The sequence below is a fragment of the Bradyrhizobium sp. Unk1 genome (assembly GCF_059512345.1).
In genome coordinates, this window is the sequence record NZ_JCAMOP010000002.1 from 321,706 (window position 1) to 340,230 (window position 18,525).

Sequence of the window (18,525 nt, forward strand, 5' to 3'; positions counted from 1 at the left end):
ACATTTTCCGATGAAACTCTCCTTCTCCGCCGCCTCGCCCTTCGCCCGCAAGGTGCGCGTCGCCGCGATCGAGCTCGGGCTGATCGACAAGATCGAGCTGACGCCCGCGACCGTCGCGCCGGGCACGGTCAATGAGGATTATTCGCGCATCACGCCGCTGAAGAAGCTGCCGGTGCTGATCACCAATGACGGCGACGTCATTCTGGATTCCTACGTCATCGTCGAATATCTCAACGAGATGGCCGGTGGCAGCCTGATCCCGGATTACGGCCCGCGGCGCTGGAAGGCCAAGACCAATCACTCCCTGATCAACGGCATGCTCGATTCCATGCTGCTGTGCCGCTACGAGAAGATGGTGCGGCCGCAGGGCCTGCAATGGCAGGCGTGGTCGGACGACCACTGGAACCGGGCCTGGACCGGCATGGCGCGCTTCGAGAACATGCCCGAAGTTTTGAACGGCCCGTTCGACATCTCGCAGATCGGGCTCGTGTGCGTGCTCGGCTATGCCGACTTCCGCTTCGCCGATTGCGGCTGGCGCAAGGCCTATCCGAAACTCGACGCCTTCCACCAGAAGATGCTGGAACGCCCCTCGGTCAAGATCTCGGTGCCTCCAGCCGCCTAAAGCGCGATGAAGAACATCGCGCTTTAGGGTTGTTGTTTGACCATGATCTTGTCGGAAAACCGCTACACACTTTTCCGGATCATGCTGTACAGCGGGAGTTCTCATGAGCCTGAAATACGCGGTCGGCGATCTCACCATCCATCGCGTCATCGAGCAGGAGACCTCGTTCGTCCCGGCGCTGGAAATGCTGCCGGGATTGACGGCCGAGGTGCTGGCCGAGAACCGGGACTGGATGCGGCAGGCCAAGGCGCTGGACGAGCAGGACGTACTGCTCCTGTGCTTCCAGTCCTATGTGGTGAAGACGCCGCACCACACCATTTTGATCGATAGCTGCATCGGCAACGACAAGCCGCGCCCCAATCGTCCGAAATGGAACATGAAGACCGACGACACCTACTTGCGCGGACTCAACGCCGCCGGGTTCGCGGTCGACGACATCGATTTCGTGATGTGCACGCATCTGCATGTCGATCACGTCGGCTGGAACACGCGGCTCGAGAACGGCCGCTGGGTGCCGACCTTCCCCAAGGCGCGCTACGTCTTCGCCAAGCAGGAATACGATCACTGGTTCGCGGAGAATGCCAAGACGGAGATCCCGCCCTTCGCCGACAGCGTGCTGCCGGTGGTCGAGGCCAGGCGCCACGAGCTGGTCGGCAATGATCACCAGATCGGCGATCACGTCCGCATCATGCCGACGCCGGGCCACACGCCTGGCCACATCGCCATCGCGATGGGCCGCGGGAAGGACGACGCTGTGTTCTCCGGCGACCTCATGCACTCGCCGCTGCAAACGCATTATCCGGAGCTGTCGATGAAGTTCGACGCCGATCAGGCCAAGGCGGCCACGACGCGCCGGAGCTTTCTCGAACGCTATTGCGACACCGACACGCTGTGCTGCACCGCGCATTTTCCGTCACCGTCGGTGGGGAAGATCCGGCGCAAGGGCAACGCGTTCGTGTGTGCAGCGGTGTGATGTAAGGCGGTTGCACCGCGAACTCCCATCCTCCCCTGGAGGGGGAGGATCGGTTCGTATGCAGCGAAGCGGAATGCGAACCGAGGTGGGGTGACGGTCTCTCCACAACGGACGCTGCCTGTGTTGAGAGATCACCCCACCCCGCTCGCGCTTCGCGCGATCGACCCTCCCCCTCCAGGGGAGGGTAAGGAGGAAATAATGACAACACTCCCAAACATCCCTCTCCCCGCCGGAATCCGCTCGCGCTATGTCGACGGCATCAACGACTTGCGCATGCACGTGCTCGAAGCCGGCTTCGAGACCAAGGGGCGGCCTTGTATCCTGTTGCTGCACGGCTTTCCCGAGCTCGCCTTCTCCTGGCGCAAGGTGATGCCGGCGCTGGCCGCGGCCGGCTATCACGTGATCGCGCCGGACCAGCGCGGCTACGGCCGCACCACGGGCTGGACCGCCGATTACGACGGCGATCTCACGCCGTTCTCGCTCCTCAACCTCGTGCGCGACGCGCTCGCCCTGGTGTCGGCGTTCGGCTACCGGCAGGTCGATCTCGCCGGGCATGATTTCGGCAGCCCGGTCGCGGCCTGGTGCGCGCTGATCCGGCCCGACGTGTTTCGCTCGGTGACACTGATGAGCGCGCCGTTCGGCGGGGCGCCACCGATGCCCTTCAACACCGTCGACAGTCCGGCAAAGCCGCCAGCGGAAGACCCCGTGCATCGCGAGCTCGCCGCGCTGCCGCGTCCGCGAATTCACTATCAATGGTATTACGCGACGCGGCCGGCCAACGCGGACATGCAGCACGCGCCGCAGGGCGTGCACGATTTCCTCCGCGCCTACTATCACCACAAGAGTGCGGACTGGACCGACAACAAGCCATATCCGCTGAAGTCGTGGTCCGCGGGCGAGCTCGCCAAGCTGCCGACCTACTACGTGATGGACGCGGGCGAGACCATGGCCGAGACGGTTGCGAAGGAGATGCCCTCGCCGGCCGCGATCGCCGCCAACCAATGGCTGCCGGACAGCGACCTCGCCTATTACAGCGCCGAATACGGCCGCACCGGATTCCAGGGGGGCTTGCAATGGTACCCCTACGGCACGTCGGGCATGCTCAACAGCGAGATGCAGCTGTTTGCGGGCCGCAGCATCGACGTGCCCTCCTGCTTCATCTCGGGCAAGCAGGATTGGGGCACCTATCAGCGCCCCGGCGGGTTCGAAGCGATGCAGGGGCGCGGCTGCACGAAGATGCTCGGCTGTCACCTCGTCGACGGCGCCGGCCATTGGGTGCAGCAGGAACAGCCGGCCGAGGTGAGCCGCCTGCTGCTCGATTTTCTGACGAAAGCCGGCGCGGCCTGATTTGACCCGGGAACCACGGCGCCCTATATAGTTTAGAATAGTTCTAAACTACTGGAACAGGGCCGCCGTGAAGAATTTTGCCGATCTGACCGAGCGCGAGGTGCTTGCGGTCGCGATCTCCTCCGAGGAGGAGGACAGCCGCATCTACATGACCTTCGCCGAGGATCTGAGGGAGCGTTATCCGGATTCGGCCAAGATCTTCGAGCAGATGGCCGAAGAAGAGCGCGGGCATCGTCACATGCTGCTGGAGACGTACGAGCAGCGTTTCGGTCCGCACCTGCCTCCCATCCGCCGCGAGGACGTCAAGGGCTTCCTGCGTCGCCGCCCGGTCTGGCTCACCAAGAACCTGTCGCTCGACACCATCCGCAGGGAAGTCGAGACGATGGAAATGCAGGCCGAGCGCTTTTATGTGAAGGCCGCCGAACAGGCGCAGGATGTCGGCGTGCGCCGTTTGCTCGGTGATCTCGCCGAAGCCGAGAAGGGCCACGAAGAGATGGCCTCAAAGCTGGCGGACCAGATCCTCAGCCCCGATGTGCGCGCGGAGGAAGATCGGACCAACCGCCGCATGTTCGTGCTGCAATATGTGCAGCCGGGCCTCGCCGGCCTGATGGACGGATCGGTCTCGACGCTGGCGCCGCTGTTCGCCGCGGCTTTCGCCACGCACCAGAACTGGCAGACGTTTCTGGTCGGTCTCGCCGCGTCGATCGGCGCCGGCATCAGCATGGGTTTTGCGGAGGCGCTGTCCGACGACGGCTCGCTGACCGGGCGCGGCTCGCCATGGCTGCGCGGCATCACCTGCGGCGCTATGACGACCCTCGGCGGGCTCGGCCACACCCTGCCTTATCTCGTCCCAGACAGCTGGCCGAACGCATTCTGGATCGCGACGGGAGTAGCCGGCGTCGTCGTGTTCTTCGAATTGTGGGCAATCGCCTTCATCCGCGCGCGCTACATGGACACGCCGTTCCTCCAGGCCGTGTTCCAGATCGTGCTCGGCGGCGCGATCGTGCTGGCGGTCGGGATATTGATCGGGGCGGCGTAGGCAGCCAGCCTCACACTCGCAGTCATCGCCCGCCTTGTGCGCAATTGCGCACCGGAGCGGGCGATCCAGTACGCCGCGGCCTATCGCTTCAATCACAACCCTCTCGGAGTACTGGATCGCCCGGTCAAGCCGGGCGATGACACCGACTTTTGGGCGTCCGCCCGACGAGCCTCACCGGCATATCAATCGCGATCAAACGGCGGTTGCGGCATTCGGCCAAACTGCGCATCATCCTTTCAGGGAAGCGCAGGAGCATGTCGTGGCGAAATCGGAATGGAGTTTCAAGAGCGCGGTCGAGCTGTCGGCCGCGTTGGCCGCAAGGAAAGTCTCCGCGGTCGAGCTCACGCGGGATGCGATCGACCGCATCGAACGGCACGACGGCAAGGTCAACGCGATCTGCGTCCGGGATTTCGAGCGCGCGCTGAGCGCTGCGCGTGACGCGGATGGAGCGTTGGCTCGCGGCGAAAGAAAGCCGCTGCTCGGCCTGCCCATGACGGTGAAGGAATCCTACAACATTGCGGGCCTGCCGACGACCTGGGGCATTCCTGCGCAAAAAGACTTCATTGCCAAGGAAGATTCTCTGCCGGTCACGCGGGTGAAGGACGCCGGCACCGTCATCGTCGGCAAGACCAACGTGCCGCTCGCGCTCGGCGACTGGCAGAGCTACAACGACATCTACGGCATCACCAACAACCCCTACGATCTCGGCCGCACGCCGGGCGGCTCGTCCGGCGGCTCCTCGGCTGCGCTCGCTGCGGGCTATGGCCCGCTGTCGATCGGCTCCGACATCGGCGGCTCGCTGCGCGTGCCCGCCTTCCATTGCGGCATCTATGCGCACAAGCCGACCTTCAACCTCGTCGCGATGCGCGGGCATGTCGCGCCACCGGCGCCTCATTTGCCGTTCGAGCGCGATCTTTCGGTGATCGGTCCGATGGCGCGCAGTGCCGTCGATCTTTCGCTCGTGCTCGATGTCATGGCCGGGCCGGACCCTATTGAAGCAGGCATCGCCTACCGGCTCGAATTGCCGGCGGCGCGTCATACTGCGTTCAGGGATTTCCGCGTGCTGGTGATCGACACCGACCCGGTGATGCCGACAGACACGGCAGTGCGCGATACCATCAACATGCTGGCCGACAATCTCGCCAAGGCCGGCGTCAGGATTGAGCGCAGCAGCCCATTGCTGCCGGATTTCGCAGCTTCCTCGCGGCTCTATATGCGGATGCTGATGTCGTTCCTCGCAGCAAGTTTTGCGCCTGACGTTTATGCCGGCGCCAGGGCAGCGGCTGCGGCGCTCCCCGAGCGCGACAACAGCCTCGCCGCGGAGCGGCTGCGCGGGATCGCGCTGAGCCATCGCGACTGGGTGGCGGCAAATGCCGGACGCACGCGGCTGCGGGCGCAATGGCGCGAGCTGTTCAAGACGTACGACGCCGTGATCTGCCCGGTGATGCCGACGGCAGCTTATCCGCACGACCATTCGCCGGAGCAGGAGCAGCGCCGCATCAAGATCGACGGCAAGGAGCACATCTATCCCGACCAGCTCGCCTGGCCCGGCATCGCGACGCTGCCTGGTCTGCCTTCCACCGCGATCCCGACGGGCTTTGCGCCTGATGGACTGCCCATCGGCGTGCAGATCGTCGGCCCGTGGCTGGAAGACCGTACGCCGCTCAAGCTCGCCGAGCTGATCGAGCGCGAGTTCGGCGGGTTCGTACCGCCGAAGATGTTTGATGATTAGTGCCGCCGCGTCATTGCGAGCGAAGCGAAGCAATCCAGTCAGTCACTGCGGACAGATTCTGGATTGCTTCGTCGCTTCAGCGCAAAATTGCTTCGCAATTTTGTCGCGAGCTCCTCGCAAATGACGGAGTAAAACAATATTGGGATTCCGGGGCCACGCTCGGCGCGCCCGGAATGACAGGGAGGGAAATGCAATGAGCCAAGACCTCGACCAGCTCACCGCGCTCAACCACGACTATGTCGCCTCCGTACAAAACTGCGACGTCAAACGCTTCGACGAAATCCTGGCGCCGGAGTTCTATTGCTCCAATCCCGACAAGACATTGGTCGATCGCGCAGGCTTCCTGGAGCAGACGGCACGGCCGATCGCGATCCGCAATCTGCATGCGCATGATGTCATCATCCGCATCATGGGCGATTTTGCCATCATCCACGCCGCCACCAGCTTCACCACCGCCGACGGCCAGCAGGCGACGGGGCGGTACACCGATTGCTGGACGAAGAAGAACGGGACGTGGCTCGCGGTATCAGCGCACGTGTCGCGGTGAGTTGAGTTAAGCCATCCTCACACTCCGCTGTCATGCCCCGGCCTTGACCGGGGCATCCAGTACGCCGCGGCCTCTCGGTTCAATCACAACCGTCTCTGGAATACTGGGCGCCCGATCCCGTCTCCGCCAAGGGGCTTCGCCGCGCGAAGAACTCACTCGGCCGCCGAAGCCTTAGCGAAGGCGACAAGAAGGCGGCGAGTCGGGCGATGACACCGAGTGTGACGTCAAAAATCCTTCAGCAGACGCTCGAGGTAATCGAGCTCGATCTGCGGACGCGCGGGATCGCTCAGGCGGCGGCGGAGCTCTTCGAGGATGCGGCGCGCGCGCTGGGCATCGATCTCGCCGGGAATCTTGACCGTGTAGTCGTCGCTGTATTCCTTGCCGCGCAGCGGCCGGCCCAGCGGATCGGTCCGTTCGCCGCCGCTCTGCTGGCGGCCGACAGCCTGACCGGGGCCGTCACCATCGCCCGGATCCTGACCTTCGCCGTTCTGCTGCCCGCCGAGCGCGTCGGCGAGATCCTGCATGCCCTTGCGCAGGGCATCGATAGCCTTGCCTTGCGATGCCGTCGCACCGTCGGCATCGCCCTCACCGATCTGATTGCCGGCATCTCCCATGGCGTTCTCGGCGGCGTCGAAGCCGTCATCGCCATCCTGGTCGCCGTCCTGACCCTGACCTTGGCCCTGCTGACCTTGTTGGCCTTGCTGCCCCGGCTGCTTCTGCCCGCGCTGGCCGTTCTGGCCATCCTGCTGCAAGCCCATCTCGGCGAGCTTCTTCTTGAGGGCCTCCAGCCGCTTCTTCAGTTGCTCCTGCCGGCCCTGCGTGTCCTGCGACCCTTCGCGCGACGCGGAGGGATCGTTCGGATCGGGATAGAGATATTTCTCCATGTCCCTGATAGCCCTGGACTGCTGGCCCACGCTCTCGTCCGAATTCTTGTCCTTCAGGCTGTCGGCGGATTGCTTCATCGACCGCTCGGCGCTGTCGAGCAGTGCATCCAAACTCTTTTGGTCGGCGCGCGACGACTGGGCGAGGCCAAGCGAAGCCGTGGAACAGGACAGCATAAGCACGAGACAGGCCGTGGCCAGCCTTCCGCGTGCGACCTTGCCATTCTGCCAGATTGAGGTGTGTTTCATGAGCTATCTCGCTCCCTGGGATTCACGCCAGGTCCTGAGCTCTTCGCGCAAGGCGTCCTGCTGCTTCGCCAGATCCTCCAGCTGATCGCTGGTCGCGCCGCGCGTCTTCTGCCGCAGCTCTCTCGATTTGCGCAGGATCTCCGCGACCTTGGGCGGCAGAGGTTTTGTGCGCTGACCGCGCTTGGAGTCCTTGCTCTGCCGGTCGGTCTCGTCGCGAAGCGCGTTCTGCTCGCGGAGCAGATCGTTCAGCTCGCGCGCGATCTCGTCCATCTCTTTCTGCTCGGCGCTGGGCGGCCCCGGAGGATTTTCCAATGCGCGGGCCAGGCGGTCCAGCTCGCGCGCCGCCGCTTCGCGGTTGCCGCGCTGGATCAGCCGCTCGATGCGCTTCATCTGGTCGTCGAGGCCGATAGCCGGCCGCGCCAGCGGATTGCTGCGCATCTGCTGCGCGTACTGGCGCATGTAATTGTCCAGCGCGGTCCGCAGATTGTCCATGAGCTTCTTGAGCTCTTCGTCGCTGGCGCCGCGCTGAAGCGCCTGCTTGAGCGCGTCCTGCGCCGCGCGCAACGCCTTCGCGACGTCGCTGATGTTGCCGTCCTCGATCGTCACCGCGAGCGCCCACAGGCTCGCCACGACCTCACGCAGGGAATCGTCGGTGCGCGCCGCCTCGAGCTGGCGTGCGACACTGTGCAGGCCGAGATACTGCCCGGCCTCCGGCGTGAACATCTCGGGCGCGATCATCAGCGCGTCGAGCGCGGCGTAGACATCGGAATTCTTGTTGGCGTCGAGCGCGAGGATGCGGCGTTGCTCGATCAGCGCGCGGGCGAGCGGCTTGGTGAACAGCCGGCCCGGCAAGCGCATGTTGAAGGGCTCGCTCTTCGCCTCGTTGCCGGCCTCGTCCTTGGCGGTGAGCGTCAGCGTCACGTCAGCACCGGAATAGGGGTCTTCGCTGAGGTCCTTCACGGTCTGGCCCACGCCATTGCGTGTCCGCGCGTTGGGCAGGGTGAGCGCGAATTGCGGCGGCTGGAACAGCGGCCGCGCGGCCTTGCCGTCCGCGTCCTTGGTTCCGTCCTTGTCTTCGGTTGCGCGCGGAACGAACTGCGCCGCGGCGCCCGTGACGCCGTAATCGTCCTCGATCTTGTAGGAGAGCTGCAACGCGCCGTAGGCCTGACGCTCGGGATCCTTGGCGAGCGCGATCGTCGGCGCGCGGTCCGGCGTCGCCGCGAAGGCCCATTGCGGCTGGCCGGAAGGCGCGCGGACATGCGCGGTGCCGTCGCCGGTGATGGTAAAATGCTTCTCGTTGGTGCCCTTCGGCGCGGCCTCGGTGGGCGCGACCTCCTTGAGGCCACCGGAGGTGACGACATCGAGGCTGCTACCGGAGGAGCGTACGATCAGGGTCGAGCCGGCCGGAACTGCGAGTGGACCGCTCGCAGGTAGCGCTGCGGCCTCCTTGTTGGCCGCCGACAGGATGACCGGCGGCTTACCGGTGTAGAGCGGCGGGGTGATCCAGGCATCGACGCGGACGTTGGTCGGCGCCAGCACGCCGTTCCAGTCGAACGCAGCACCTAACCGCATCGCGCGCTCGTCGCCGGCGGCGAAGAAGGTCGCGACCAGCATCACCATGACCAGCGCGCGCAGCGCCCAGGGATCGTGCAGGGCGAGGCGCGGATGCGGCAAGCCGGCACGGATGCGCTTGAGCGACGCCAGCGTGCGCTCGCGCTGCGCCTGCCACAGCGCCAGCGCGACCGGATCTTTCGAGCTCAGCGTGTCCGTCAGCGTCGTCGCCGGACGGTGACGGATACCGGAGCCACGGTCGAGCCGGCTCAGAGCCTCGTCGCGGCCCGGCCAGCGGAAACGAATCAGGGGGACCAAAGCAGCGATTGCAATACCGGCAAAAGCCACGAGACCGATGGCACGGATGACGGACGGCAACACCAACCAGAGGCCGGCCCACGACACCACCAGGAAGAGGCCGACGACAGTCAGCACCCGCGCCAGATGTGGCCAGGCACGTTCCCACGCGATGGCATAAATGGCCCGATCAAGGGCCTGCGCCAGCTTCAGCCGCGACAGAGCGTCGCCATCGCGGATCGGGTCTGACGGGTCGGGGGTGACGCCGTTCAATCAACTCTCCAGGTTGCCCGGTAGAGAAGCGTAGCACAACGGCAGCACTGAGGCATCCGTTCCGGTACGGGAGAGACCCCTTTTCCCGCATAACACAAGGACGTGACTGGCCGGGCGCAACCCCGTAATTTCCGCGCGCCATTCCCAAGGAAAGCGCAAGGGAAATAGAGGAAACGCCATGGACAAGAAGATGCACGACAAGGGCCTGGAAGTCCGCAAAGCGGTGCTGGGCGAGGCCTATGTCAACAATGCCCTGAAGAACGTCGACGATTTCAACCGTCCGTTCCAGGAGATGCTCAACGAATATTGCTGGGGCACCGTGTGGGGCCGCGAGGAGCTGCCGCGCAAGACCCGCAGCATGCTCAACATCGCCATGATCGCGATCCTCAACCGTCAGCACGAGTTTCGCGCGCATCTGAAGGGTGCGCTGACCAACGGCGTCTCCCGCGACGAGATCCGCGAGATCCTGATGCAGGTCGCGATCTATGGCGGCATGCCCGCCGCAGTCGACAGCTTTCGCATCGCGCGCGAGGTGTTCGCGGAGATCGACGGCAAGGCGTGAGACCGGCCTCTCCGCCGTCGTCCCGGGGCGCGTCGAGCGCGAGCCCGGGAGGACGAGCGGAGAATGATCGCCGCTTCACATCCAACAAACAACGAAGAAAAAAGAAGGAAACACCATGCACATCGGATTCATCGGCCTCGGAAACATGGGTTTCCCGATGGCACGACGATTGGTCGAGGCGGGGCACAAGCTCGTCGTGTTCGACACGCGCAAGGAGGCCGTCGACAAGCTCGTGGCGCGCGGCGCCACCGCTGCAACCTCGCCGAAGGACGTCGCCGACCAGGTCGAGACTGTCATGGCGAGCCTGCCCTCGCTGCAGGCCTCGCTCGAAGTCGCGACAGGTGCGAACGGCGTGATCGAAGGGAGCCGCGCCAGGCGCTTCATCGATCTCTCCACCGTCGGCTCGACGATGGCGTCGAAGATCCACGGCCTGCTGGCGAAACGCGACATCGTGCAGATCGACTGCCCCGTCTCCGGCGGCGTCGGCGGCGCCGAGAAGGGCACGCTGGCGGTGATGGTCTCAGGGCCCAGAGCCGAGTTCGAGCTGTTGAAGCCCGCGCTCGACGTGATCGGAAAAGTGTTCTTCATCGGCGAGAAGCCGGGCGCGGCGCAGACCATGAAGCTCGCCAACAATTTCCTGTCGGCGACCGCGATCGTGGCCACCTCGGAAGCGGTGGTGATGGGCGTCAAGGCGGGGCTCGATCCCGCCGTGATGATCGACGTCATCAATGCCGGCTCCGGTATGAACACCGCGAGCCGCGACAAGTTTCCGCGCTCAGTGCTGCCGCGGACCTTCGACTTCGGCTTCTCCACGGGGCTGATGGTGAAGGACGTGCGGCTGGCGCTGGAGGAGATGAAGCAGCTCGGCCTGTCGATGGAGGTCGCCGATGCCGTCGGCCGGTTGTGGGAGACCGTGATCAGCGCGGAAGGCGCCGAGTCCGATTTCACCGCGGCGATCAAGCCGATCGAGAAGAAGGCGGGGGTGGTGGTTGGTGGAACGAAGAGTGGATTGGCCGGGAAGTAGCGCTCCGCACTCTCCTCGTCGTCCCGGGGCGCGACTTGTCCGCCGTAGCTAAGAGCGAAGGCGGAAGCGCGAGCCCGGGACCCATAACCACAGGCGGATATGGTAACGGGGACTCGGAGTTCCAGCTTAGCCAAACAACCACTTCTTGTGGTCATGGGTCCCCGCCCCCCGTGCGCAATTGCGCACTAGGCGGGGACGACAGCGAGGATGAGGCGCGGCCTTACCGCCCCTCAATCCCTCACAACCACGGCGCCGGCGTATCCATCGCGATCAGCTGCTCGACCTCGATGCGCGGGCGCACCACGGCGTATTGATCGCCCTTCACCAGCACTTCCGGCACCAGCGGCCGCGTGTTGTAGGTGCCGGCCTGCACCGCGCCATAGGCGCCCGCGGTCATGATGGCGATGAGATCGCCGGGCTTCGGCGTCGGCAGCGTGCGATCCAGTGCGAGATAGTCGCCGGTCTCGCAGACCGGGCCGACGACGTCGGCCATGATCGTGGCGGCGCTCGTGGCCGGCTGCGTCACCGGCAAAATGTCGTGATGCGCCTCGTACAGTGTCGGGCGGATCAAATCGTTCATGGCGGCGTCGATGATGACGAAATTCTTGCCGTCGCCGTGCTTCACATAGATCACCTTGGCGACCAGGATGCCGGCGTTGCCGACGATCATGCGGCCCGGCTCGAACATCAGCGTGCAGCCGAGATTGTGGCTGACGCGCTTGACCATGGCGGCATAGGCGTCGGGCGCGGGCGGCGCCTCGCGGTCCATGTAATAGGGAATGCCGAGGCCGCCGCCGAAATCGACGTGGCTGATGTTGTGACCGTCGGCGCGCAACGTCTGCACGAATTCGGAGAGGATGCGGAACGCGGTCTCCATCTTGGAGAGATCGGTGATCTGGCTGCCGATATGCACGTCGGTGCCGGTGACCTCGATGCCCGGAAGCTTTGCGGCGCGCGCATAGACCTCGCGGGCATAGGCGATCGGAATGCCGAACTTGTTCTCGGACTTGCCGGTCGAGATCTTGGCGTGCGTGCCGGCATCGACGTCCGGATTGACGCGCACGGAGATGCGCGCGGTTTTGCCCATCTCGGTCGCGAGGCGCGACAACAGCTCGAGCTCGGGCTCGGATTCGACGTTGAGGCAGAGGATGTCGGCGGCCAGCGCGGCGCGTAATTCGGTTTCGGTCTTGCCGACGCCGGAGAACAGGATCTTGCTGGCGGGAATGCCGGCGGCAAGCGCGCGCTTCAATTCGCCGCCGGAGACCACGTCGGCGCCGGCCCCGAGCTTGGCTAGCGTGCGCAGCACCGACTGGTTGGAATTCGCCTTCATGGCGTAGCAGACCAGCACCTTCTCGCCGGCGAAGGCGTCGGCGAAGACGCGGTAGTGCCGCTCGAGCGTCGCGGTCGAATAGCAATAGAACGGCGTACCGACGGTTGCGGCCAGCTCGGACAGGTTCACGGCCTCGGCGTGCAGCACGCCGTTGCGATAGTCAAAATGGTTCATGGCGTCGGCTCAGCTATCCCGGCTCATTTTTTGCCGGGAGGTTCGTCCAGGAGCGGGTCGAGGATAAACGATTTCTTCTTGCCCTTGGCGGCCGCAGGCGCCGCGTCCGCACCGTAGGTGGGATTGAACACGCTCGGCGTCCTCTGGGCTTCGGCCTCGGTGTCGGTTGGAGGCGCGACATTGGCCGTGGATGCACTGGAGGCGGTCGGCGGCAGATCCAGCGGGCCCTTACGGCCGCAGCCGGCAAGCGCAAGCGCCGTCAGGCTCAAGACAATGATGGCCCACCCCGAGCCGGCCGGGCGAAACTTTGACGTCACGACGAAATCCCCACTACGCGGGCCGCACCATACAGAGATTGGCGCGCTCTGGCGAGAGCCGGATGACCATGAAACATAAGCGAAATTTTGCCCTCAGCCCAATTTTCGCTCTTTTTCCAGCCGCTTCGCCCAGGCCTTGGCCTGCGACGCCACGTTCTTCGGCGCGGTGCCGCCGAAGCTGGTCCGGCTCTTCACCGACGATTCGACCGAGAGCACGCCGAGCACATCCTTGGTGATCTTGGGCTCAATCGCCTGCATCTCCTTCAGCGGCAGCTCGTGCAGCGCCACCCCGCCCTCGGCGGCCTTGGCCACGATACGGCCGGTGACGTGGTGGGCGTCGCGGAACGGCATCTTCAGCGTCCGCACCAGCCAGTCGGCAAGGTCGGTCGCGGTGGCATAACCCTCGCCCGCCGCCGCCTTCATCTTCGCTTCGTCGGGCACGAGATCGCGGACCATTCCGGTCATGGCGCGGATCGCGAGCGACAGGGCAGCAAAGCCCTCCATCGCGCCCTGCTTGTCCTCCTGCATGTCCTTTTGATAGGCGAGCGGCAGGCCCTTCATCACGATCAGGAGGCCATTGAGCGCGCCGATGACGCGGCCGGTCTTGGCGCGCACGAGCTCGGCGGCATCCGGGTTGCGCTTCTGCGGCATGATCGAGGATCCCGTGGTGAACTTGTCGCTGAGGCGGATGAGACCGACCAGCGGCGAGGTCCAGATCACGATCTCCTCGGCGAAGCGCGACATGTGCACGGCGCAGATCGAGGCCGCCGACAGCGTCTCCAGCACGAAGTCGCGATCGGAGACCGCATCGAGCGAGTTCGCCATCGGGCGGTCGAAACCGAGCGCCTTCGCCGTGGCGTGGCGATCGATCGGGAACGAGGTGCCGGCGAGCGCGGCGGCGCCGAGCGGCGATTCATTGAGCCGCTTGCGGGCGTCCTGGAAACGGCCGCGGTCGCGCGCCGCCATCTCGACATAGGCGAGCAGATGATGGCCGAAGGTCACGGGCTGCGCGGTCTGCAGATGCGTGAAGCCGGGCATGACGGTCGCGGCATGCTCGAGCGCGCGATTGACCAGCGCGGCCTGGAACGCGGCGAGCGCGGCATCGGTCTCGTCGAGAACGTCGCGGACATAGAGACGGAAATCGGTCGCAACCTGGTCGTTGCGCGAGCGCGCGGTGTGCAGCCGGCCGGCGGCGGGGCCGATCAGCTCGGACAGGCGGCTCTCGACGTTCATATGGATATCTTCGAGCGCACGCTTGAACGTGAAGCCGCCCTTGCCGATCTCTGACAAAATCGTGTCTAGACCCTTGCCGATATTTTTCGCATCAGAGCCCGTGATGATGCCCTGCGCGGCAAGCATCGCGGCGTGCGCCTTGGATGCGGCAATGTCCTGGGCGAAGAGGTGACGATCGACGTCGATGGAGACGTTGATCTCTTCCATGATCTCATCGGGACGTTCCGAGAACCGGCCGCCCCACATCTTGTTGCTCATGATCCCCTGCTCACGCCTTGCTTGCCGCTGCTGCCGCACGTTTGCTGGCCGGAGCCAGCCGTATTAAGAGGCCCCTGATAGCCATATCTGCGACCGGATGACAAACGATATGCTCGACAAGACGCCCTCCGCCACGCGCCGGATCCCCCTCGTCATCGCCACCGTGGCGATCGGGGGGCTGGCCGGCTTTGCCGCGCTGTACGGGCTGGGCCTGAACCGGGCGCCCTCTGGCGATCCGGCCTGCCGGGCCGCGGTGGCAACGGCGCAGAAAATCGCCCCCCTCGCCCATGGCGAATTGGCCGCCCTGACCGTGGCGAGCGCGCCGCTAAAACTGCCCGACCTGGTCTTCGAGGACGCCGACGGCAAGCCGAAGAAGCTGTCCGATTTCCGCGGCAAGACGCTGCTGGTCAACCTCTGGGCCACCTGGTGCGTGCCCTGCCGCAAGGAAATGCCGGCGCTGGACGAGCTCCAGGGCAAGCTTTCGGGCCCGAATTTCGAGGTGGTGGCGATCAACATCGACACCCGCGACGCCGAGAAGCCCAAGACGTTCCTGAAAGAGGCCAATCTGACCCGGCTCGGCTATTTTAACGATCAGAAAGCCAAGGTTTTCCAGGATCTTAAGGCCATAGGCCGGGCCTTGGGCATGCCGACCTCGGTGCTAGTCGACCCGCAGGGCTGCGAGATCGCGACGATCGCGGGGCCGGCGGAATGGGCGAGCGAGGACGCGCTCAAGCTGCTCCGGGCAGCGACCGGCAAGGCCGCCGCGTCGCTCTAGGGTGTGTCTTAAGCGGTGACGTTGAGGTTGCTGCCGACGCCGGCGCCGACATTGGCGAGCGAGGGCTGACCGGCGCCGAGCAGCGTCAGGACGGTGGATTTCTCCATATCCGCGTTCTGCTTCATCAGCGTCGCCGAGATATTCGACTGCAGCGCGCCTTGCTGAGCAGCCAGCATGGTGCTGACCATCGCCATCATGTCCATTACGCAAACCCTCTTACCGGGCGCAGCCTAGAGGCGATGGGTTAACGCGACATGAATTGTCACGGCGCCGATGCACGGCCGAAGGGCGATAGCGCCGTAGGGTGGGCAAAGCGACCTGTCCGCCGTAGCTCAAAGAGCGAAGGCGGACGCGTGCCCACCAATTTCCACCGCATCATTGGAGAGATGGTGGGCACGGCGCTTTGCGCCTTTGCCCACCCTACGGCACCGGAAATTGGATCAGCGCGTCGGAACCGGCTTGGCGCCGCGGTAGTCGTAGAAGCCGCGCTGGGTCTTGCGACCGAGCCAGCCGGCCTCGACGTATTTCACCAGAAGCGGACACGGGCGATATTTGGAGTCGGCGAGGCCCTCGTGCAGCACCTGCATGATCGACAGGCAGGTGTCGAGGCCGATGAAATCGGCGAGCTCGAGCGGGCCCATCGGATGATGCGCGCCAAGCTTCATCGCCGCGTCGATGGCCTCGACATTACCGACGCCTTCATACAGCGTGTAGATCGCCTCGTTGATCATCGGCAGCAGGATGCGGTTGACGATGAAGGCCGGGAAATCCTCCGAGACCGCGACCTGCTTGCCGAGCTTGGAGACGAATTCCTTGGACGCCTCGAAGGTCTGGTCGTCGGTGGCGATGCCGCGGATCAGCTCGACCAGCTCCATCAGCGGCACCGGATTCATGAAGTGAATGCCGATGAAGCGCTCGGGCCGGTCGGTGGCCGCGGCAAGCCGCGTGATCGAGATCGAGGAGGTATCGGAGGCGACGATCGCCTCCGGCTTCAGCACAGCGCAGAGCTCGTGGAAGATCTTGCGCTTGACCTCTTCCTTCTCGACCGCGGTCTCGATCACGAGGTCGCAATCGGCGAGGTCGTCGAGCTTCTCGGCGAGCTTGATGCGCGCCATCGCCTTGGTCTTGTCGTCCTCGCTGACGGCCTTCTTGGAGACCTGGCGTGCCAGATTGCCATTGATGGTGGCCATGCCCGACTTGAGCCGGTCGGCCGAAACGTCGTTGAGCACCACGTCGAAACCGGCCAGCGCCGCGACATGCGCGATGCCATTGCCCATCTGACCCGCGCCGATCACGCCGACCTTCTTGATCACTGCCGCCATAATGTCATCCACCGGAACGGCGCGCAGATCGCGCCTGCCTCATCCCCCGAGCCGGGAGGTCCGATTTAATCAGAAGCCCGATTAGATCAGAATCCTGGCTCGAAACCTAGATTGGATCGCTTCCCCGGCGTGCCCCTCGCCAAAGAAAACGCCTCGAAAAAGAAAAACCGGCCGGAGTGTACCACTCCGGCCGGTGTTTTTAGCGCGTTTTTACTTGCCGAGCTTGGCGAGCGCGTCGGTGAGCTCAGGAACCGCCTGGTAGAGGTCGGCAACCAGGCCGTAATCGGCGACCTGGAAGATCGGCGCGTCCTCGTCCTTGTTGATCGCGACGATCACCTTGGAGTCCTTCATGCCGGCCAGATGCTGGATCGCGCCGGAAATGCCCACCGCGACATAGAGCTCGGGGGCCACCACCTTGCCGGTCTGGCCGACCTGCCAATCGTTCGGCGCATAGCCGGCATCCACCGCCGCGCGCGAGGCACCGACGCCGGCACCGAGCTTGTCGGCGAGCGGCTCGATGTACTTGGCGAAGTTCTCGCGGCTCTGCATGGCACGGCCACCGGAGACGATGATCTTGGCCGAGGTCAGCTCGGGGCGGTCGCTCTTGGCGACTTCCTCGCCGACGAAGGACGACAGGCCCGGATCGGCCGCCGCAGCGACGTTCTCGACGGAGGCGCTGCCGCCTTCACCCGCCGCAGCGAAGGTCGAGGTGCGCACCGTGATGACCTTCTTGGCGTCCTTCGACTTCACCGTCTGGATGGCGTTGCCGGCATAGATCGGGCGCTCATAGGTGTCGGGGGCGACCACCTTGGTGATCTCGGAGACCTGCATGACGTCGAGCAGGGCTGCGACACGCGGCATCACGTTCTTGAAGCGCGAGGTCGCGGGCGCGACGATCGCGTCATAGCCGGAAGCCAGCGAGACGATCAGCGCAGCCAGCGGCTCGGCGAGATCGTGAGCGTAAGTCTCGCCCTCCGCGAGCAGCACCTTCTTCACGCCGGCAAGCTTGGCGGCAGCATCCGCCGCAGCCCTGGCGTTCTGGCCGGCCACCAGCACGTCGACATCCGCGCCGAGCGCGGCAGCCGCGGTCAGGGCCTTGTTGGTCGCATCCTTCAGCGACGCATTGTCGTGTTCGGCAATCAGAAGCGTCGTCATCAGAGCACCCCGGCTTCGTTCTTGAGTTTCGACACCAGCTCGGCGACGTCCTTGACCTTGACGCCCGCCTTGCGGCCCGCCGGCTCCGTCGTCTTGAGAACCTCGAGACGCGCGGCGACGTCGACGCCGTAATCGGCGACGGTCTTCTCCGCGATCGGCTTCTTCTTGGCCTTCATGATGTTGGGCAGCGAGGCATAGCGCGGCTCGTTGAGACGCAGGTCGGTGGTGACGATTGCCGGCCCCTTCAGCTTCACGGTCTGCAGACCACCGTCGACTTCGCGGGTGACCTTGAAGTCAGAACCTTCGACCTCGAGCTTCGAAGCAAACGTCGCCTGAGACCAGCCGAGCAGCGCGGCCAGCATCTGACCGGTCTGGTTGCTGTCGTCGTCGATCGCCTGCTTGCCGAGGATGATCAGGCCGGGCTGCTCTTCATCCGCAACCTTCTTCAGGATCTTGGCGACCGCGAGCGGCTCGACGGTGCCCTCGACCTTCACCAGGATGCCGCGGTCGGCACCCATGGCGAGGCCGGTGCGGATCGTCTCCGAGGCCTGCGCCGGTCCAATGGAAACCACGACGACCTCGGTGGCCTTGCCGCCTTCCTTCAGGCGCAACGCTTCCTCGACCGCGATTTCGTCGAACGGGTTCATCGACATTTTGACGTTGGCGAGTTCAACGCCCGATCCATCGCCCTTGACGCGGACCTTGACGTTGTAATCAACCACCCGCTTTACCGGCACCAAGACCTTCATCGATCCTCTTTCACTCAATTTGGGAAGGGGGTTATCAACTGGCGCGGAACCTAAAGGCCTGATCCAGCCCGGTCAACGCGCGACAGGGCCAAATTTTAGACCTTAGAAATATCGA

18 protein-coding genes are annotated in these 18,525 nt (G+C 64.7%); 9 read left to right on the top strand and 9 right to left on the bottom strand.

Annotated features, from left to right (window positions below; genetic code table 11):
- Window positions 1-10: 10 nt before the first annotated feature.
- From AC5ZFO_RS03525 to AC5ZFO_RS03550, 6 genes are all read left to right on the top strand, one after another.
- On the top strand, window positions 11-622 hold the full coding sequence (locus AC5ZFO_RS03525; RefSeq protein WP_282519869.1) for a glutathione S-transferase family protein: 612 nt from the start codon (window positions 11-13) through the stop codon (window positions 620-622).
- Window positions 623-725: 103 nt separating this feature from the next.
- A complete protein-coding gene (locus AC5ZFO_RS03530) occupies window positions 726-1,595 on the top strand; it encodes an MBL fold metallo-hydrolase (RefSeq protein ID WP_496121391.1) in 870 nt (289 codons plus the stop codon).
- A gap of 198 nt (window positions 1,596-1,793) precedes the next feature.
- A complete protein-coding gene (locus tag AC5ZFO_RS03535; protein WP_496121393.1) occupies window positions 1,794-2,942 on the top strand; it encodes an alpha/beta hydrolase in 1,149 nt (382 codons plus the stop codon).
- Window positions 2,943-3,009: 67 nt separating this feature from the next.
- Window positions 3,010-3,981 carry an iron exporter MbfA gene (gene mbfA, locus AC5ZFO_RS03540; RefSeq protein ID WP_282519866.1) on the top strand — a complete coding sequence of 324 codons (972 nt, stop codon included), beginning with the start codon at window positions 3,010-3,012 and terminating at the stop codon, window positions 3,979-3,981.
- 259 nt (window positions 3,982-4,240) lie between these two features.
- The gene (locus AC5ZFO_RS03545) at window positions 4,241-5,713 is read left to right on the top strand and encodes an amidase (RefSeq protein ID WP_282519865.1); all 1,473 of its coding nucleotides are present in this window, start codon (window positions 4,241-4,243) and stop codon (window positions 5,711-5,713) included.
- Between the two features lie 193 nt (window positions 5,714-5,906).
- Window positions 5,907-6,260, top strand: coding sequence for a nuclear transport factor 2 family protein (locus tag AC5ZFO_RS03550; RefSeq protein WP_282519864.1), 354 nt, complete (start codon window positions 5,907-5,909; stop codon window positions 6,258-6,260).
- A gap of 224 nt (window positions 6,261-6,484) precedes the next feature.
- Here AC5ZFO_RS03550 and AC5ZFO_RS03555 read toward each other — a convergent pair whose 3' ends face one another.
- The gene (locus AC5ZFO_RS03555) at window positions 6,485-7,390 is read right to left on the bottom strand and encodes a DUF4175 family protein (RefSeq protein WP_496121396.1); all 906 of its coding nucleotides are present in this window, start codon (window positions 7,388-7,390) and stop codon (window positions 6,485-6,487) included.
- 3 nt (window positions 7,391-7,393) lie between these two features.
- Window positions 7,394-9,511, bottom strand: coding sequence for a TIGR02302 family protein (locus AC5ZFO_RS03560; RefSeq protein WP_282519862.1), 2,118 nt, complete (start codon window positions 9,509-9,511; stop codon window positions 7,394-7,396).
- Between the two features lie 178 nt (window positions 9,512-9,689).
- Between AC5ZFO_RS03560 and AC5ZFO_RS03565 the strand changes: the two genes are divergently transcribed.
- Together AC5ZFO_RS03565 and AC5ZFO_RS03570 are read left to right on the top strand one after the other, a co-directional pair.
- Window positions 9,690-10,073, top strand: coding sequence for a carboxymuconolactone decarboxylase family protein (locus AC5ZFO_RS03565; protein WP_014491654.1), 384 nt, complete (start codon window positions 9,690-9,692; stop codon window positions 10,071-10,073).
- Window positions 10,074-10,188: 115 nt separating this feature from the next.
- The gene (locus AC5ZFO_RS03570; RefSeq protein WP_282519861.1) at window positions 10,189-11,097 is read left to right on the top strand and encodes an NAD(P)-dependent oxidoreductase; all 909 of its coding nucleotides are present in this window, start codon (window positions 10,189-10,191) and stop codon (window positions 11,095-11,097) included.
- A 238-nt stretch (window positions 11,098-11,335) separates the two neighbouring features.
- Here AC5ZFO_RS03570 and lysA read toward each other — a convergent pair whose 3' ends face one another.
- The 3 genes from lysA to argH all read right to left on the bottom strand — a co-directional run bounded on the left by lysA (window position 11,336) and on the right by argH (window position 14,409).
- Window positions 11,336-12,601 (bottom strand): diaminopimelate decarboxylase, encoded by a 1,266-nt coding sequence (gene lysA, locus AC5ZFO_RS03575; RefSeq protein ID WP_282519860.1) that lies wholly within the window; start codon window positions 12,599-12,601, stop codon window positions 11,336-11,338.
- 23 nt (window positions 12,602-12,624) lie between these two features.
- Window positions 12,625-12,918, bottom strand: coding sequence for an LPS translocon maturation chaperone LptM (gene lptM / locus AC5ZFO_RS03580; protein WP_282519859.1), 294 nt, complete (start codon window positions 12,916-12,918; stop codon window positions 12,625-12,627).
- A 93-nt stretch (window positions 12,919-13,011) separates the two neighbouring features.
- Window positions 13,012-14,409 (bottom strand): argininosuccinate lyase, encoded by a 1,398-nt coding sequence (gene argH, locus AC5ZFO_RS03585; RefSeq protein WP_071909339.1) that lies wholly within the window; start codon window positions 14,407-14,409, stop codon window positions 13,012-13,014.
- A gap of 109 nt (window positions 14,410-14,518) precedes the next feature.
- Here argH and tlpA point away from each other — a divergent pair, with 109 nt between their 5' ends.
- Window positions 14,519-15,184: a thiol:disulfide interchange protein TlpA gene (tlpA, locus tag AC5ZFO_RS03590; RefSeq protein WP_282519858.1), complete on the top strand. Its 666-nt coding sequence runs from the start codon at window positions 14,519-14,521 to the stop codon at window positions 15,182-15,184.
- Between the two features lie 8 nt (window positions 15,185-15,192).
- Here tlpA and AC5ZFO_RS03595 read toward each other — a convergent pair whose 3' ends face one another.
- The 4 genes from AC5ZFO_RS03595 to AC5ZFO_RS03610 all read right to left on the bottom strand — a co-directional run bounded on the left by AC5ZFO_RS03595 (window position 15,193) and on the right by AC5ZFO_RS03610 (window position 18,410).
- On the bottom strand, window positions 15,193-15,387 hold the full coding sequence (locus AC5ZFO_RS03595) for a hypothetical protein (protein WP_282519857.1): 195 nt from the start codon (window positions 15,385-15,387) through the stop codon (window positions 15,193-15,195).
- Between the two features lie 237 nt (window positions 15,388-15,624).
- Entirely contained in the window at window positions 15,625-16,506 is an 882-nt protein-coding gene (locus AC5ZFO_RS03600) for a 3-hydroxybutyryl-CoA dehydrogenase (protein WP_063985792.1), read from the bottom strand.
- 210 nt (window positions 16,507-16,716) lie between these two features.
- Entirely contained in the window at window positions 16,717-17,661 is a 945-nt protein-coding gene (locus tag AC5ZFO_RS03605) for an electron transfer flavoprotein subunit alpha/FixB family protein (protein ID WP_282519856.1), read from the bottom strand.
- Window positions 17,661-18,410 (bottom strand): electron transfer flavoprotein subunit beta/FixA family protein, encoded by a 750-nt coding sequence (locus tag AC5ZFO_RS03610; RefSeq protein WP_282519855.1) that lies wholly within the window; start codon window positions 18,408-18,410, stop codon window positions 17,661-17,663. The genes AC5ZFO_RS03605 and AC5ZFO_RS03610 overlap by 1 nt, the downstream gene beginning before the upstream one ends.
- Window positions 18,411-18,525: the final 115 nt, after the last annotated feature.

What these genes read in the sequence shown, in the direction of transcription:
- AC5ZFO_RS03525 (WP_282519869.1), top strand. Translation starts at nt 11, where the DNA reads ATGAAACTCTCCTTCTCCGCCGCCTCGCCCTTCGCCCGCAAGGTGCGC.
- AC5ZFO_RS03530 (WP_496121391.1), top strand. Translation starts at nt 726, where the DNA reads ATGAGCCTGAAATACGCGGTCGGCGATCTCACCATCCATCGCGTCATC.
- AC5ZFO_RS03535 (WP_496121393.1), top strand. Translation starts at nt 1,794, where the DNA reads ATGACAACACTCCCAAACATCCCTCTCCCCGCCGGAATCCGCTCGCGC.
- AC5ZFO_RS03550 (WP_282519864.1), top strand. Translation starts at nt 5,907, where the DNA reads ATGAGCCAAGACCTCGACCAGCTCACCGCGCTCAACCACGACTATGTC.
- AC5ZFO_RS03555 (WP_496121396.1), bottom strand. Translation starts at nt 7,390, where the DNA reads ATGAAACACACCTCAATCTGGCAGAATGGCAAGGTCGCACGCGGAAGG.
- AC5ZFO_RS03565 (WP_014491654.1), top strand. Translation starts at nt 9,690, where the DNA reads ATGGACAAGAAGATGCACGACAAGGGCCTGGAAGTCCGCAAAGCGGTG.
- AC5ZFO_RS03570 (WP_282519861.1), top strand. Translation starts at nt 10,189, where the DNA reads ATGCACATCGGATTCATCGGCCTCGGAAACATGGGTTTCCCGATGGCA.
- lysA (WP_282519860.1), bottom strand. Translation starts at nt 12,601, where the DNA reads ATGAACCATTTTGACTATCGCAACGGCGTGCTGCACGCCGAGGCCGTG.
- argH (WP_071909339.1), bottom strand. Translation starts at nt 14,409, where the DNA reads ATGAGCAACAAGATGTGGGGCGGCCGGTTCTCGGAACGTCCCGATGAG.
- tlpA (WP_282519858.1), top strand. Translation starts at nt 14,519, where the DNA reads ATGCTCGACAAGACGCCCTCCGCCACGCGCCGGATCCCCCTCGTCATC.
- AC5ZFO_RS03595 (WP_282519857.1), bottom strand. Translation starts at nt 15,387, where the DNA reads ATGGACATGATGGCGATGGTCAGCACCATGCTGGCTGCTCAGCAAGGC.
- AC5ZFO_RS03600 (WP_063985792.1), bottom strand. Translation starts at nt 16,506, where the DNA reads ATGGCGGCAGTGATCAAGAAGGTCGGCGTGATCGGCGCGGGTCAGATG.
- AC5ZFO_RS03605 (WP_282519856.1), bottom strand. Translation starts at nt 17,661, where the DNA reads ATGACGACGCTTCTGATTGCCGAACACGACAATGCGTCGCTGAAGGAT.
- AC5ZFO_RS03610 (WP_282519855.1), bottom strand. Translation starts at nt 18,410, where the DNA reads ATGAAGGTCTTGGTGCCGGTAAAGCGGGTGGTTGATTACAACGTCAAG.